At 42.9% G+C, this 15,832-nt stretch carries 10 protein-coding genes; 7 read left to right on the top strand and 3 right to left on the bottom strand.

All coding sequences use genetic code 11. From position 1 onward, the window contains the following. Positions 1 to 191: 191 nt before the first annotated feature. Positions 192 to 485: a hypothetical protein gene (locus tag Q0590_RS22480; RefSeq protein ID WP_302039861.1), complete on the top strand. Its 294-nt coding sequence runs from the start codon at positions 192 to 194 to the stop codon at positions 483 to 485. Between the two features lie 202 nt (positions 486 to 687). Here the strand turns inward: Q0590_RS22480 and Q0590_RS22475 are convergent, their stop codons facing one another. After that, complete coding sequence (locus Q0590_RS22475; protein WP_302039860.1) at positions 688 to 1,569, bottom strand: LytR/AlgR family response regulator transcription factor; 882 nt, start codon at positions 1,567 to 1,569, stop codon at positions 688 to 690. A 157-nt stretch (positions 1,570 to 1,726) separates the two neighbouring features. Here Q0590_RS22475 and Q0590_RS22470 point away from each other — a divergent pair, with 157 nt between their 5' ends. From Q0590_RS22470 to Q0590_RS22445, 6 genes are all read left to right on the top strand, one after another. Further along, complete coding sequence (locus Q0590_RS22470) at positions 1,727 to 2,359, top strand: hypothetical protein (RefSeq protein WP_302039859.1); 633 nt, start codon at positions 1,727 to 1,729, stop codon at positions 2,357 to 2,359. A 1-nt stretch (position 2,360) separates the two neighbouring features. Beyond that, the gene (locus Q0590_RS22465) at positions 2,361 to 3,542 is read left to right on the top strand and encodes a serine hydrolase domain-containing protein (RefSeq protein WP_302039858.1); all 1,182 of its coding nucleotides are present in this window, start codon (positions 2,361 to 2,363) and stop codon (positions 3,540 to 3,542) included. 153 nt (positions 3,543 to 3,695) lie between these two features. Next, positions 3,696 to 4,076, top strand: coding sequence for a hypothetical protein (locus Q0590_RS22460; protein ID WP_302039857.1), 381 nt, complete (start codon positions 3,696 to 3,698; stop codon positions 4,074 to 4,076). A 270-nt stretch (positions 4,077 to 4,346) separates the two neighbouring features. Beyond that, on the top strand, positions 4,347 to 5,312 hold the full coding sequence (locus tag Q0590_RS22455; RefSeq protein WP_302039976.1) for an isoaspartyl peptidase/L-asparaginase family protein: 966 nt from the start codon (positions 4,347 to 4,349) through the stop codon (positions 5,310 to 5,312). Between the two features lie 234 nt (positions 5,313 to 5,546). Further along, entirely contained in the window at positions 5,547 to 6,863 is a 1,317-nt protein-coding gene (locus Q0590_RS22450) for an NCS2 family permease (RefSeq protein WP_302039856.1), read from the top strand. Positions 6,864 to 6,961: 98 nt separating this feature from the next. After that, positions 6,962 to 7,723 carry an exodeoxyribonuclease III gene (locus Q0590_RS22445; RefSeq protein ID WP_302039855.1) on the top strand — a complete coding sequence of 254 codons (762 nt, stop codon included), beginning with the start codon at positions 6,962 to 6,964 and terminating at the stop codon, positions 7,721 to 7,723. A gap of 77 nt (positions 7,724 to 7,800) precedes the next feature. Here Q0590_RS22445 and Q0590_RS22440 read toward each other — a convergent pair whose 3' ends face one another. Together Q0590_RS22440 and Q0590_RS22435 are read right to left on the bottom strand one after the other, a co-directional pair. Beyond that, positions 7,801 to 9,963 (bottom strand): M48 family metalloprotease, encoded by a 2,163-nt coding sequence (locus Q0590_RS22440; RefSeq protein ID WP_302039854.1) that lies wholly within the window; start codon positions 9,961 to 9,963, stop codon positions 7,801 to 7,803. Positions 9,964 to 10,312: 349 nt separating this feature from the next. Next, positions 10,313 to 15,805 (bottom strand): alpha-2-macroglobulin family protein, encoded by a 5,493-nt coding sequence (locus Q0590_RS22435; RefSeq protein WP_302039853.1) that lies wholly within the window; start codon positions 15,803 to 15,805, stop codon positions 10,313 to 10,315. Positions 15,806 to 15,832: the final 27 nt, after the last annotated feature.

The following is a 15,832-nucleotide window of genomic DNA, read 5'->3' as shown; positions in this document are numbered from 1 at the left end:
CATAGTTTTTATATTGAATATAGCCCGGTTTTTAAACAAACCGGGCTTTTCTTTTGTATATAGGAAAAATAATAGTAATTTATCAATAAATAATAGTATATTTCTTAACTTCCATTATATATCTGTGTGCAGGAATATAGTATGAGGCAGAGGAATCACTAAACCTTTCTCCAACCTAATCTTTTAGCTATATGGCAAATCAAAAAATGATTGCAGGATTACTCACCAAGCTTGCAGCCGAAAACAGCCAGATTTCCTGGAAAACAAAGTGTTGCTTCACCGATGGGGAAGGCAGATCCTTTCATGAAATACGGTTGACATGGAAGAAGGAGAAAAAAGAAAAAGTAATTATCTACCAGATGGAGACTGGCCAGATTTTGACCTATGTCTGTAAAGGGCTGAATCTAGAGAATTGCGATACTATTATAGATGTATTACTGGACTTAATTAATGAACAGAAGCTGGTAGCCTCCCATCAAGAGTAATATTCTAAAGGTTCATATACACACTATCCTTCTCTTTTACCTGTATTTGTACCATTCTCTGGTAAGTTAAGCACTTGCCTGGCTCCCATACATTGAATTATATACTAAAAGATCAATTGCCCAAAGTCAATCTAGACCCGGATACCTAAGCCGTTGTGTTGTGGCTACTTGGATAGCAAAAGGCATGGAATCATTCAGGTTACTACCTAGCCATCCAGTTTTTAAACTCCGGGGCTCTACGGCGGCTGACAGTTAGTTGCTCGGTGTGCTCTGGCTGTATATGCAGCAGCAACCGGCCTGAGCTTTCATTATCTACCTTGCGGATAGCCCCTTTCTGGACAATACACTGGCGGCTGATGCGGAAAAAATCCTTGGAGGACAGTTGCTCGGTGAGTTGTTCTAAAGTGCCATCCACTGTATAGGATTGCCCGCTGAGCGTCCGCACAATACTTACTTCATTGGCTAGGAAAATATAGGCGATTTGTTCGGTAGCTACCGGCACTAAACCTTTGCCCTGATGGACAAGTAAGGTCCGCTTCTTGGGCTCTTCTGGTGAGTTTACTTCGCCGTGAAAAGCATGGTTTTTTTCCAATGTTCTTATTTCTTCTTCTAGAGATACCAAACATTGCCGGTGATAATGAATCATCCATAAACCTGTGTACAGCAAATGAATAATGGTAACAAATAGCAAACTAAGGCATATTTCTGTCAGCAACAAGTAACTAACATTGAGTGGCTGAGGTTCTAAGAGAACAACGGTATAATAAACAACCGAAAATGAGGCTATTAATAAGGCTGTTATTCCATAGCCTAAGGCTCCTTGTATGTAAAACCTTTTGCGTGTTTCCTCTGCCCAGGAATATCTTTTGTCTATCCACTGGATGAGATAAACATTTATTTGCCAAAGCACAAACGAAGCAAGCATGATATAAAGGATATCTATATAATACTGGGGGCTACGCAACAGATCAATTACCTGAGCAGTTTCAGCCGTATGCCGGAAAAAAATTGCCCACAAAGGTATACACAGGATTTTCATCCATCGGTCTGCATACGGCACAGATGGCAGGATGTTGGTTCCCATAGTTGTCATAGTAGGCGCAAAATTAACTTCCACTTGCAAAAATTATCATTCCGGTCGCCTCAAATTTTCAGCCGCTCAGCGCTCTCATCCGTCTGTCTGGCTTTTCCGCCAACTTTTGCCTTACTGAATGCTATAATATTGCAGAAAAAAAACAACAATGCAACAGCTACTAACAAAAGGAAAATTCCTGGTTCTGGTATACTTTCTGGGCTTTCTGGCTCATGATATTCACGCACAGGATTACCGGCAAAGCCGCCTGGTTTATTCGGCCAAACTTACTTTTCAGGCATACGGATTACCCTTTAAAAATCTAGCCCAAAGTTTCCGGAATGTAGGCGGAGCCATTGGTGTAGATTATGTATACAATCGCTCTCAGACCTTGTACCAAAGTGTTACAATAGGCTTTCAATGCCACACAGCGCATGAAAGACTGGTGTACGTAAATACTCAATTTGCGTACCGCCCTCTACTGTTTAACCGGATAGAACCTGGGTTGGCGTTGGGTATTGGCCGGGCAGTAGCCATATCTAATTCACAAAACCCTTATTACGAACTGGCAAATGGTTCGTGGAAAAAAAGCACGCAACAAACGCAGGGTCACTGGCAGGTTCCTCTCTCGCTGAGCATGGGTTACCGGACCACACTAGCCAATGGCACCACATTTACACCCTACATAGGGTACGAGACTACCCCTATTATCCGCTACAACAATGCCTTTTCCATTCTTCCGTATTCCTTGATTTCCGTTGGCACCCGAATCAAATTTGACAACCCTATAAAAGAGAAATAACATGAAAACAGTAAATATACTATTCCTTCTGGCAGGCTGGTTCTTTTTCACTGGCTGCAAAAAAGAAGCTTTTGAAGGCATGATCCTTGCGCTACCATCCCCACAACCTTTTAATCAAAATCACTCCAAAGCCAACGATTTGCAAGCTATATTGGATGAATTCACAGCCAAAGGTTTGCCGGGTGCTGTGGTGGCTATTAGAGACAAAGAAGGGGTATGGGAAGGAACCAGCGGCTTAGCAAAAATAGAAACCGGCACCAGGCTTAGGCCGGGTTTTGTACATGCCGGAGGCAGTATTACAAAGATATATACGGCTGCGGCAATTATGAAGCTTCAGGAATTGAATAAACTGCAACTAGACAAAGCCATTACAAACTATTTGCCGGCAAACGTCTCTACCAGAATTACACGTGCAGATAGTATTACTGTCCGTATGCTGTTGAATCACACATCCGGCATCAGAGATTATATTGATAATACTACGTTCCGTATGCGCTGGTTCAATAACTTAGCTCAAGGATGGACAGCAGAAGAAGCCCTCTCCTATGCGTATGATCAGCCTTTATTGTTCCGCCTAGGCTCCGGTTTTTCGTATTCCAACAACAATTATATGTTGCTTTCTCTTATCATTACCCAAGTAACCGGGCAAGAAGAGGCCGCCTGGATGAAAGAGCATATTTTCGATCCCTTGCAATTGTCGAGAACCTATTATAAAATTCAACCTGGCTATTTGGAAGGCCTGTCGATGCCGAATTATTACCTGGACCGCTACGGCGACGGCAGACTGCAAAATGTTACGCTTCCTACCAAAGTAGAAATCTATAGCGAACTTGGTGATGGAGGCTTGGTTGCTACAGCCATAGATTTTGTCCATTTTATGGATATGCTGGTAAATGGGCAAATAATCTCTTCTGCATCTTACAACGAAATGAAGAAAGCTTATTTTAATGATTATGGGCTAGGTATAGATATTTATAAGTTTCAGAATAAACCACAATACGGACACTCGGGTGCAGTATTTGGCGGGGCTTCCTTACTGTTATATTTTGAAGAACAAGAAACAGTAGTGTTTATTGCCAGTAACACAGATGGAGCCTTAATTGGAGGAAAAACCTTAATGCTTTACCATTCCATGAAAAATAAAATTGGCGACTATATAGCCTCTCACAATAAACCAAGATAGATTTAGCTACTGCTAGGTTTTCAAATAATTGAACTCTAATTCATTGGTTCTCAACCGCCCACCGTACTACACAAAAGTATTTGTATAATCCATACAACATTTATTGTTTATATGCCGTATATCATACTACATGTAATTTAAAAATGATCAGCTATGAAAATAAAAGTGAATGAAGGAATGGACAAACCCTTCCTGGAAAACGGCAGACACTTAGTAGAAATAACGCATATAGAAGAAGGAACCAGTGAACACAAAGGCGTACCTTTCTTTGCTTGCCGTTTTGAAAATGAACAGGGTTTTGTAACACAGCGGTTCTATAATTCTAAAGCCGGTATGCCAATTATTGCCAGCCTGTTTGAAGCGGTAAATATGCCCCTGGAAGAAGGAGCCACAGCAAACACAGAGAAATTAGTGGGTAAAAAATTGTTTATTACAGTGGAAGAACGAACCTATGAAATTCCTGAATCCGATAATGAACGGACTTTAAAACAAGCTACTGGTTTTCAAACGGCCGAGCAATCCGCAGCTAACTAACCACTACAGTATATTTATTTAACTTAGCCTGTCTCCTACCGTGTGAGGCAGGCTTTTTATTTCCATGCCTTTTCTGGCTGCGTGCCTACACCTTTTATTATCAATACCAGCTTATTTTTCAAAATTGCTTTATGGAATAATTGGTTAAATTTGAAAACAAACCATTTAACTGATGCTTATTCTATGAGAATATTCTGTATACTGTTGCTCTTGCCTGCTATCCTCTGGCCGGCTGTACACGTACAAGCACAACAAACAGCTTCTAAGCAAATGAATAATACCATTACCTTAGTCATACATGGGGGGGCAGGTACCATTACCCGGAAAAACATGACTCCAGAAAAGGAAAAAGCCTATACCGAAAAATTAAATGAAGCCTTACAAACCGGCTATGCTGTATTGAAGAAAGGAGGAACCAGCCTGGATGCCGTAGAAGCAGCCATCCGTGTAATGGAAGATTCTCCTTTATTTAATGCTGGTAAAGGGGCTGTATTTACCAATGCTGGCAAAAACGAACTGGATGCCTCCATTATGGAAGGTAAAACCTTAAAAGCAGGTTCTATTGCCGGAGTTACCACCATTAAAAATCCCATTACCGTAGCCAGAATGGTGATGGAAAAATCTGAACATGTGATGATGACTGGCACCGGAGCAGAACAATTTGCCAAAGAGAAAGGCGCAGAAATAGTAGATCCCTCTTACTTTCATACAGATATGCGTTACCAGCAATTGCAGAAAATTAAGGAAGAAGAAAAAACACAACTGGACCATTCAGAAGATAAAGGCAGCCTGGAAGAGGAGCAACAGATGTTTGAAGGCAAAAAATTCGGAACAGTAGGTGCGGTTGCCCTGGATCAATATGGGAATCTGGCGGCTGCCACCTCTACTGGTGGTATGACCAATAAGCGGTACGGCCGTGTAGGAGATGCACCCATTATTGGGGCCGGTACCTATGCCAATAACCAAACGTGCGCCGTTTCAGCCACCGGGCACGGTGAATACTTTATACGGGCGGTAGTGGCTTACGACATATCAGCCTTAATGCAATACAAAGGCATGAGTGTAAAACAAGCGGCAGACGAAGTAGTAATGAAAAAACTGGTAAAAATGGAAGGAGAAGGGGGCGTAATAGCCCTGGATAATAAGGGAAATTTTGCCATGCCCTTTAACTCCGAAGGCATGTACAGGGGCTACATTAAGGCAGATGGTAAGTCAGAAGTATTGATCTATAAATAACCGTTAGCCAGAGGTAAAATGCATTTTAGTACATTCCATAAACAGTAAAAAATCCGGCAAATACCGGATTTTTTACTATATATATAACAAGAACTTCGGGTAATACTAAGAACTGTAAATGATACCATATATTTCTGGATTATTCTGATAAAATAATCTTCGCAAAGTAGTTCATACTGCCTTTTCTATATATTTGCTTTGATGCTTTCTTCTCTCGTCTAACACCTGTCAGGAATGATACAACGCTACTTCGAATTTGAAAAGAACCGGACCACCTTTCGTACAGAAATCATTGCCGGCGTTTCTTCCTTTCTGGCTACTATGTACATTATTGTGGTAAATCCGGCGATACTGAGCCAGGCAGGTATGCCTTTTAGCGGAGTTCTAACAGCTACTGTGTTGGTTTCTTTTTTCAGTAGCCTGATGATGGGTATTTATGCCAGAAACCCAATAGTAGTAGCACCTGGCATGGGTTTAAATGCATTCTTTACGTATACGGCTGTTATCGGGATGGGAATCAGCTGGCAAATAGCCCTGGGAGCTGTATTTTGGGCAGGCATAGTCTTCATTTTGTTATCTATCTTCAATATCCGGACATATATTGTGCAGGCTATTCCTAAACAACTCCGGTATGCTATTTCTGCCGGTATTGGTCTGTTTATTACCTTAATCGGGTTTATCAATGCCAAATTTATAGCGGCCAATCCAGGAACAGTTATCGGAATTGCCCCGATGAATGTAACCACTGCTATTTTCATAACAGGGCTGCTTCTCACGGCCATTCTGGTGATCAAAAACATCCGCGGAGCAGTAATTATAGGGATTATTTTAACTACGATACTGGCCATTCCTATTGGCCGGTGGTGGGGCGACACATCAGGCAATGGATTGCTGGTGAACTGGCAGGGATTTGCCGCAAGCCCGGATTTTAGTCTAATCCTACAACTGGATATGGCTGGTTCCTTACAGTTTGCCGTTTGGCCGGTTATTTTTGCTTTTGTGTTCACCGATATGTTCGATAGCCTTTCCACATTTGTGGGTGTAGCTGAAGCAGCCCAGTTATACGACGAAAAAGGAGAACCCCGCCACATCAAACAATCATTGACTACCGATGCATTTTCCACCACGGTTTCCGGGTTGCTAGGTTCCAGTCCGGGTACAGCTTATATTGAATCGGCGGTAGGCATTGAGCAAGGAGGCCGAACAGGCATAACAGCCATTGTAGCTGGTTTGCTGTTTCTGCCCTTTATGTTTTTATCTCCTTTGCTATCGGTTATCCCGGCCATTGCTACAGCGCCTGCGCTGATTCTGGTAGGCGTATTTATGATGAAACCCATTGTAAAAATTAACTGGACGCAACTGGACGATGCCATTCCCGCATTCCTTGGCTTAGTATTAATCCCCTTTTCCTACTCCATCACGCAGGGTATTATTTGGGGCTTTCTCAGCTGGACCGTCATTAAATTAATGATCGGCAAGAAGGAAGAGGTTTCTCTCACCTTACTCATTATAGATGCTTTTGCTGTAGTCTCCTTATTTCTGGCAGATTAAAAACAAACCTATTCTACATCTGTTTTTCTAAGGCTTTTAACCCGCATTTTCCTACTTTTGCTCACAGATTTATGGTATTACTTGCATTATGCATCCCTATGAAAATTATCTCCTATAATGTTAATGGTATCCGGGCGGTATTAAAAAATGGATTTGCTGACTGGGTAAAAGCTACTGATGCCGATGTTTTGTGTTTGCAGGAAGTAAAAGCCAGCGAAGACCAGATTGACCGCCGCATTTTTGAGGATATGGGCTATCATATTTACTGGTTACCGGCCCATAAAAAAGGCTACAGTGGTGTAGCTATTTTTACTAAACAAAAACCGCAGCATGTAGAATATGGCTGCGGCATGGATCTGTATGATTGTGAAGGCAGAACAATCCGGGTAGATTTTGCAGACCTGTCCGTGATGAGTGTATACATTCCCTCTGGTTCCAGTGGTGAAGACCGGCAAGCGTTTAAAATAAAGTACATTGACGACTTTCACCACTACATACAGGATGTGAGGCGGCAACAACCCAATCTACTTATCAGCGGCGACTATAATATCTGCCATAAACCGATTGATATTCATAACCCGGTTTCTAATAAAAACAGCTCCGGTTTCCTGCCAGAAGAACGTGAGTGGATGACAAAGTTTATAGACTCCGGGCTGATAGATACGTTCAGGCATTTTAACCCGGAACCTCACAATTATACCTGGTGGAGTTATAGGGCAGGTGCTCGAGGCAAAAACTTAGGCTGGCGTATCGATTACCACATGGCTACCGCTCCTCTGGCTGCCAGATTAAAAAGCACCTCGATTCTGTGTGATATTACTTATTCCGATCACTGCCCCATTTTACTGGAAGTAGAATAAACTATTGCAAACCTATAAACCCAAAAGCTACCTGTAGAGGTAGCTTTTGGGTTTTAAATATCTATGCATTTTACAGCTTAGCAAGCTATCTGATTATCTGTGCTGATTTTATCCCCCTGACTAAGGGAAATCTGCATAGCCAAAATTCTTTTAAAACATTCGTTAGTTACTGTTGCTATCCGGTTAATTACCTGTGAAACCTGGTTGCCAAACACCTGAAGTTGTTCATAATCAAAGGTAACCGATGAAACAGCGGCCACTGGTTCAGTCAGAATGCATGCCCGGAAAGTCTGGTTTTCTCCAGCCTGATCATTTATAGGTACAGAAAGATTAATGGCTTCTGCCTCCCGCAGGTACTTTTCAAACAGCATATGCAAGGAACTAATTTCGCCAACCAGGTTCCGTTGCTCGTCGTCTGTCCAGCGGGGTTTGGTAATAAGCTGGTATTGTACTACTTGCATCCGGTGAAGCAGCCCGGCAAATTTTTTCTCTTCTGCTTGTAAGGCAAAGTAATCTGTAAACGATGCGGCATATGGTATAGAATGGGTGTTGCCCTGTGCCATAGCCAGCCGGTAATAATAGCCAAACACTTGTTTATCCTGATTGCAAAGCCATTTTTGCTGTTCAGCAATTTCTGTATCCAGCCTAGTACGTAGCTGTCCTGCCTCTTTCCGTCTGTATTTAATGGCATCAAATTCAAAAAATTTGGCATCTACCTGACCGGAGATTATCTGCTGCAGTGTTTGCCGATCATGAGTATTGGTATGGAGTTGTTCAATTTTCTGCACCACAGCATCAGAAAACAAATCGGCTTCTTTAGTAAAATATCCCTGGCTATTAAATATATCAGCTATTGTCTGGGGTACATCAAAATATTCTATCGTGCGGCCATTGTAATAGCCATTGTAGCGGCTATCCAGTTTGCCAGCTTCTATTTCCTGATTAATGTGCTGCTGAACAATTTCTGCGTTTTCCAACTGCAGGTCTTTGGTATCTGGCAGCAATAACTGATAAAGATGCCTCGTCATGGCCTCTTGTACTTGTGCAGGATTTTCAAAAAGTTTCCAGGGAGAACCTGCGTGGATTACCACAGTTGCCGGGTGTTTCAAAATATTCAATTCCCGTTCTTCCATGCTTGGATGCGAAGCCCACTGATCCTTAATGCGAAGCCTGCTTTTACTGGCATTATTGGGCACATCTGTATCTTCAATCACAGGCAAATGCCCGGATTTTGACAACTCATGGGTATGGCACAGATGAGAGATAGCCGCCTGGTGATTCAGGTAAATATTGCTGGAATACCTGCCTTTTTCCGCCTGAGTCTGTAAATAATTCATGCTATAATCGTAGGCTACGGCACTTAGTTCTATCCGGCGGAGGGCATGCTTCATAGGTATACTTCCGGCTACACTTACGGCCACTAGGTCGGCATGGTATTCCATAGCCCTGGATAAACTCATATAAAACAAGTTGATGAAATTATAAGCTTTGCCCAGAATAAACCGGACCACACTAATCATTTTAAAAGTAACAATGGCAAAAAAACCAAAGATGCCGCCAATGTTCGCCCATTTTTCCAACGTATGATCCCAGCTGTCGTATTCATAGACCAGGTTATACAGCATATGATTTACCGTGTATATATAACTTCCCAACTTCATACTTTTCTGAGAGAAGTGCCCAAATTCATGGGCGATAACTGCTTTAAATTCACTCATATTTACTGAGTTAACTAAACCCAGGCCAATTTCAAGGTTTTTGGGTACAGGCAGAAACAAACTCAGAAAGCTGGAGTTATAAAACACACAGGCATTTACTTCCGGACTAATAAATATTTTCTTAGGGAAAGGGGTACCGGTTTCAGTAGCCAGTTTCCGGATAAAAGCAAAAAGCTGCGGATGCTCATTTTCAAAAATCTGTATCCGTTGCGGATTCTCATTTTTGCGGGTTTTGAAAATAAATTTTACCATAAACCAGGCAAACATCACTGCTAGGCCTACCATACCAGCACCAGCAGCCAGCGTAATGAAACTAAATTTTGCAGTGATGATATAAAAAGCTCCCTGTATGCCATAATATAACATACCGCCGGCGATGGCTAACAAAGCCATATAGATCAGCATAAACAGAACTACCGAACAAAACACTTTCGTCACTTGTCTGATATATTCTTTGCCTGGCGAGGTAATAGACTTATCTATATTTTGCGGACTTTGCGGGTAAAGGTCTATTGAATTCATGCATTAATAAAACGTGTTGTTTGTTGCGAATAAACAGGCTTCAATGGATTATCTACAGGTTTTTACTTTCTGGCTGATAAGTAGCAGGTTTTTCTGTAATTAGTAAAATACAGGTAGAAAACAAGGAGTAAGGTTATAGAAAAGAATGATTTTCGTGTGGAAAGTGCCGCAAAGAAAACAATAAGCATGGCTTGCATTCCACAGAAGATGTTAAAGCCTGAGAGCGGTTTCTGTTTTTTCTGATGCAGCCGTTGCTGTTTGAAGCAGACCAAGAAACAAAGTCCTTCAACAAGTTTTTCCTTGGTCTGCCTACTAACTATACGTATACCTACATAGCAGGATTTAACTGCTAAAGCTCCTCTCCACCTTTTTCTGTCACCCGTATTTCTCCGGCTCCGCTGAGAGAGTGATACTCACCATTATACATGGCATCGGCACTGACAGGACCCATTTTGAAAGTACCTTTAGATACCGCCCTAACTACATAATAAAATGTTTGTGTCTGCGCAGTAGCTGTCGTGAAAAAGTTGATGCGGTCGTCACGTACGTCGAAGTGGTCGGCAGTGGCCGCATTGCTAGCCCAGGTCATTTCAGGTAAGTCGGCTATGCGTGGATTTTCAATTTCAAAGCCGGCAGGCAGCATGTCAGTAATTACCACATTTTGCACAGACGACCCATCGGTAGACGAGAGAGTAATCTTTACGACCACCAGATCATTTTGCTTAAAAGACGTGCCGGATATAGGTTTACCAAAGCGGTTATAGAAGGTTTTCCGCACCTGCAAATAACTATCTTCTTCAGCAACCTGACCTGTTTCACTTAACCCTTCTGCCTGCCAGAAATAATACAAAGAACCACTTCCGCTAGGTTGAATAGTAATGTTTTTGTTTGCCAGATTCTTTGTCAATACCACGTCTTCTCCATTGAAGGAGGCAAGGGTTGTGTTGCCTTGTTTAAGGTCCGCCTTTATTTCCGTTTCATTATTCTTTTTAGCCAGTTTACCCAAAGCCAGCAAGCCGAAGGCTCTTTCCTGGGTATTTAGGTATTTCTGTGCCTTCATCTGTTCAGAGAGGTGTTTTGCCATCATGGGAATCTGGGCATTTTTTGAGTCGGTTTCCAGCAGCACATTCAAGGCAATTGCTTCATCGCGGATATAGGAATAAAAACTGCCGCCAAACGCATTTACCGAACGTTCGCCAGTAAAACTTGTGGGTAAGAGGGCTTTGTATCCGGCATTATCGCCTAGCAGTAAGTAAGTGCTTGCCAGGAGGTATTTAGAGTCAAGGGCCAGTACATCTTTGTTAGATTTGTAGTAGTTCATGCTGGCAATATCCCCCTCACCCGCCAAAGCCAGTACATATAAGGTATAGGCTACTTCTTTGGGAGCAATTTTTTTAGAAAGGCGGGTGCCTTGTTCATTATAATAGAAATACTCCTCCAGTTTTTTCAGCTTCACTTGTTGTTGCAGATACGACATCATCCGATCCAGGACCACCTCACTTACTTGAAAACCGGCTTTTTTAGCTTCCAATAAGAAATGCCCGGCATAGGTAGTACCCCACCAGCTTTCATAGCCCCCTTCTGGCCAGTAGCTAAGCGCCCCATTATACATTTGCATAGATTGCAGGCGGCTAATGGCTGCTTGCACATTTTCGTGGGCAATACTGCGGGTATTTTTACTTGTAAAGGCTGCCGCTGCCCGGTTCTTCGAAAGAGCAGAACTAAGTTCGGCTGCATACAACTGTGGAAAAGCTCCGGAAGTAGTCTGTTCCACACAGCCATACGGATAAACCAGTAAGTACTCCAGGTGTTCGGTAAATTGAGCCAAAGGAGATTTGCTCACCACCAGCTTGGCCTGGGTAGTTGCCGGTATAAAATCGGCAGCTATTTTTACGTTGGTAGATGTTCCGGCTGCTGCCACTCCTGACCCACTGGTTTTCAGCAACGAAGTAATTGGCCGGATGGTAATATCCGTGTTATCTGTATACGTTTTGTTGAATGCCTGTACTTCTACTACCACTTCTCCACTACCGATTGCCGGAGCCGCATTTACCGCAAATTGCACCTGCGATTCACTGTTGGCTGGTAATTCCACCGTTTGCTCACTCGCTTCTTCTATGGCCAGTCCACCCTTCACTTGTAGTTTAATGGTTGCATTCGTGGCAGCAGTTGTTGTATTGGTCAGGGTTACAGGCACGAGTAATTTATCTCCAGGACTCAAGAAACGCGGCATCGAAGTGCTGATCACCACTGGGTCGGCTACTTTCATATTTTTGCTGGCTGCACCAAAGGCATTGTCTTTATACGCCACAGCCATGATGCGCAGATCGCCGGAGAATTGCGGAATATCTACCGTATATTGCGCCTCCCCATTGCCATTAGTGGTTAAGGTGCCACTCCAGAAAGCCACCAGTTTTACCCGTTTATTCGTCAGCGGATTTACTCTTCTGGAAAGGTCATACCCATCTCCCCCTACACTGCTTTTGCTGCTCAGTTCAGGAAACAGCCGTGGATACAAGTCATACGATTTTACTTCCAGGGCTCGTTTCTGGAAGAAATATTCATATGGATTGGGGGAGGTATAATTTTTCAGTTGCAGAATCCCTTCGTCTACTACTGCCAGTGTTACTTCTGTATTAGGTTTGGTTTTAACCGTAATGGTCTGTTTGGTTTTGGAACCTGACTGGGCAGCCGCTACGAGTTCTACCGGAAGTTTTTTATCTGGTGCTTCTACTGGCACAGGTACAAATCCGTGGGCTACTGTCAGCGGAATAGCCCCATCGTCTACTGGTTTAATAAGCGTAGCGGTTATATATACATTGGGCAGGTACTCTTCTTTGATGGGAATAGTAACGGAAGCCGATTTTTTATCCGTGTTTACATACACATGTTCAAATACTTTGTTCCGCTCAATGGATACCAGGATTTTTCCGGCAAAAGGCGTTTTCATGAGTATTTGCGCTTTGTCGCCTACCTGGTAGGTTGGTTTGTCCAGTTCCATGGTAATCTGGCCTTCTTTATCTACTTCAAAAGAAGAGTTCTCCGTATAGCCATATCCATACGCATAATAACCAATGCTGACATAAGCACTTGAACCTGGTTTCATTATCCGTACTTCGTACTCTCCGGATTGGCGGGGCACAAAGGTGTAGACTGTATTGGTACCACTCACCGTAATGGTTTTGTCTTCTAAAAATTGCTCTTTCTTCTGCGATACATAATTATAGGAACCAGATTCGTTTTTCACCAGGGCTGTTTGCCAGTTGAGGCGGATTAGTTGCACCTGGGCTTTTACGTTTTGTAAGGGCTTTTCATCTTTATTAAGAGCAATCAGAGGCACTTGCACCGGCTGGTTGGTAGATACATAGGAATCTGTTTGCTTGATGCCATAAAAAACCTCCTGGGTCAGCACATCAAAGCGGTTCATCCGGTTTACCGGGCGGCCAGATTCATCAAACACCGTAGTAAATATAGAACCAGTAAGGATACCGAAATCTTTGTATTCTGCAGGCACGGTAAAATTCTCCTGGATTAATCCCTCTGCATCGGTTTTTCCCTGGCGGAGTTCCTGTTTAAAAGTAAACCCTTCTGAATTATTTCTGCCCCTGCCCTGCCTGCTATTTTCGCCTCCGGCAGAATTATTTGTAACAAAAAACGTATAATCTGCATAGGCTTTAGGAATCAGGTTTTTTCGTTTCAAATCGAACGTCATCTCATAATTGCGGTTAGCCGCCGGAGGACCGAACAGGTTGAGGGCTGTGGCTTTCACAGCTATTTCTTCCTCTGCCTCATACACAGGCTTACCTAAATTCACAGTAACCTTAATGCGGTCTGGAATAAACTCTTCAATGCTGATGGCTTTGCTGCTCAGGAGCACATCATTAGACGTATATACCTCTGCCATATAGGTTCCAGTAACGGCACTTGTAGGAATAGTGAAAGAAGCGGCAAAGGCACTCTGGCTGTTTAAGTTGCCTTTCAGCATAGTAAATTCTTTGCCATTCGGCTGCAAAACCTTCAACTTCACTGGCATGTCCCCTACTGTTTTCCACTGTGCATTCCGGATTACGGTATTTAGATTCACGGTTTCGCCTGGCCGGTAAATATCCCGTTCGCCATAAATAAACGCCTGGTAGCCCGAAGGATTTTCCCGCATACCGCCTACTTCATATCTGGATGTTTCTACTTTATTCTGATTAAAGAGCAAGTACGTAAAATCATCTCCCTGGCGGGCAGTAATCATTTGTATGTTAAAATCAGGTGCTTTTGTTTGAAGGTCTGTGAACCGGGCAACGCCATCGGCATCGGTTTCGGCCGTGTAGACCGACTGGTTATTAGAACTGATCAGGTTTACACTTACCCCAGCTAAGGGATTGGCCGTAAGGATGGAGTTGGCAAATACATGGATTTCATTGCCTGTTTCTTTCACCATAAAACCCATATCTGAGATAGATACCAGTTTGGTCGAATACAACCACTGGTCTTCGGTAGAAGATACTTTTACCGCATAAATCCCTTTAAAGGCATTGGTACTGGATGGCAATTCCAGGTTCAACACATGCATATTTCCGGACTTACCCAGGCTTTTGGTTTCTACTTCCCGGTCTAAGACTACATCGCCATACTGGTTATCGCCTTCTTCGCCTAAATAATAGCCTGGCTCGTACTCGCCTTCTGCATACCAGGGGCTGTAGATGCCATTGTTCCGCATAAAAGGCAGAATATTATTTTCGTAGATCTTATAAACGGTTACCCGTACTTTAGGCACATTAATAATTTTTACACCTATATTTTTGCTGCCTTTGCTGGTCAGGTATAAACCTTTTTTAGAAGCAAAGCTGATATAAGGCTGCATTTCGCCGAAAACAACCACCTGCTCGTAAGCATCGGGCAAGGTGCCACCAAAAATTCCCCGCAGGTTTTTTGCAATCTTTAGCGAATAACTACCTACTTTAAAGTCACCTTTGATAATAAATCCGAAGTCGCCGGTTTCTACTGAAAAGTCGGTAGCTGGGTCCAGGGTGATGAATCTGGAAAGTTTGGTGCTTTCGACCGTCTGGTTGGTAAACACCTGGATATAGCCACTTTCGCCTTCATATTCAGCATTCACCTGCATAATTTTAAATTCATCTTTGCCAGGAATATCTTTTTTCAGCTCCATGGGCTTTTTGCTCACATAATCACTCTGGGCACATTTTAAGCCTTCCCGAATGGTGATCACGGCAGTTTTATCATCATAGGTTGTACCGGTTGGCTGGGTAATACTTACACTGACTGTTTCGGCAATAACAGAACTGGTTACCTTAAAAGCAGCTTTTTGTCCGCCAATCTGGATACTCAGCAGGTTGGCCACTTCCATGGGGTTTACCTGATAGTTAAAGTTGAGATTCAGCCGTATTTCTATGGAATCATTGGGATTTTTAGCCCAGTACATATCGCTTTCCTGCAATGCCAGGTAAGGTGTATGAAAAGCAAAGGTTGTGTTCTCTGCCAAAGCTAATTTAGTACCGGATTGAGCCTTATTTAAAACTGCTTTGGTAAGCGTAGCCTGATAATCGGTGCTTGGCCGGAAGCCTGGGTCAGGCGAGAAGAGCAACTCATTGGTACTGGTCCATTTGAATTTGCCGCGGACGTTGGGAGTAAACTCAATATAAGCTGTAGTGTCCCATTTGTTCACCAGCGAGTCAGCAATCAGATCATTGGTAAAGGTAAAAATCAGGTTTTGTTGCAGATCTACCTGTTCCTGAAAGTTGCGGGTGCGTACCTCCACCTGGCTGCTTTTACAAGCATATACCAACAACAAGGCAAGAAATACAGAGAATTTAAGGTTAATTGTTTTCATAAGGTGCTTTAGGGAAAAGCCAGGGTA

Origin of the sequence: Rhodocytophaga aerolata, assembly GCF_030503435.1 — a bacterium.
Lineage (GTDB): Bacteria > Bacteroidota > Bacteroidia > Cytophagales > 172606-1 > Rhodocytophaga > Rhodocytophaga aerolata.
This window is presented reverse-complemented; position numbering and strand designations above follow the sequence as displayed.

What these genes read in the sequence shown, in the direction of transcription:
- Q0590_RS22480 (WP_302039861.1), top strand. Translation starts at nt 192, where the DNA reads ATGGCAAATCAAAAAATGATTGCAGGATTACTCACCAAGCTTGCAGCC.
- Q0590_RS22475 (WP_302039860.1), bottom strand. Translation starts at nt 1,569, where the DNA reads ATGGGAACCAACATCCTGCCATCTGTGCCGTATGCAGACCGATGGATG.
- Q0590_RS22470 (WP_302039859.1), top strand. Translation starts at nt 1,727, where the DNA reads ATGCAACAGCTACTAACAAAAGGAAAATTCCTGGTTCTGGTATACTTT.
- Q0590_RS22465 (WP_302039858.1), top strand. Translation starts at nt 2,361, where the DNA reads ATGAAAACAGTAAATATACTATTCCTTCTGGCAGGCTGGTTCTTTTTC.
- Q0590_RS22460 (WP_302039857.1), top strand. Translation starts at nt 3,696, where the DNA reads ATGAAAATAAAAGTGAATGAAGGAATGGACAAACCCTTCCTGGAAAAC.
- Q0590_RS22455 (WP_302039976.1), top strand. Translation starts at nt 4,347, where the DNA reads ATGAATAATACCATTACCTTAGTCATACATGGGGGGGCAGGTACCATT.
- Q0590_RS22450 (WP_302039856.1), top strand. Translation starts at nt 5,547, where the DNA reads ATGATACAACGCTACTTCGAATTTGAAAAGAACCGGACCACCTTTCGT.
- Q0590_RS22445 (WP_302039855.1), top strand. Translation starts at nt 6,962, where the DNA reads ATGAAAATTATCTCCTATAATGTTAATGGTATCCGGGCGGTATTAAAA.
- Q0590_RS22440 (WP_302039854.1), bottom strand. Translation starts at nt 9,963, where the DNA reads ATGAATTCAATAGACCTTTACCCGCAAAGTCCGCAAAATATAGATAAG.
- Q0590_RS22435 (WP_302039853.1), bottom strand. Translation starts at nt 15,805, where the DNA reads ATGAAAACAATTAACCTTAAATTCTCTGTATTTCTTGCCTTGTTGTTG.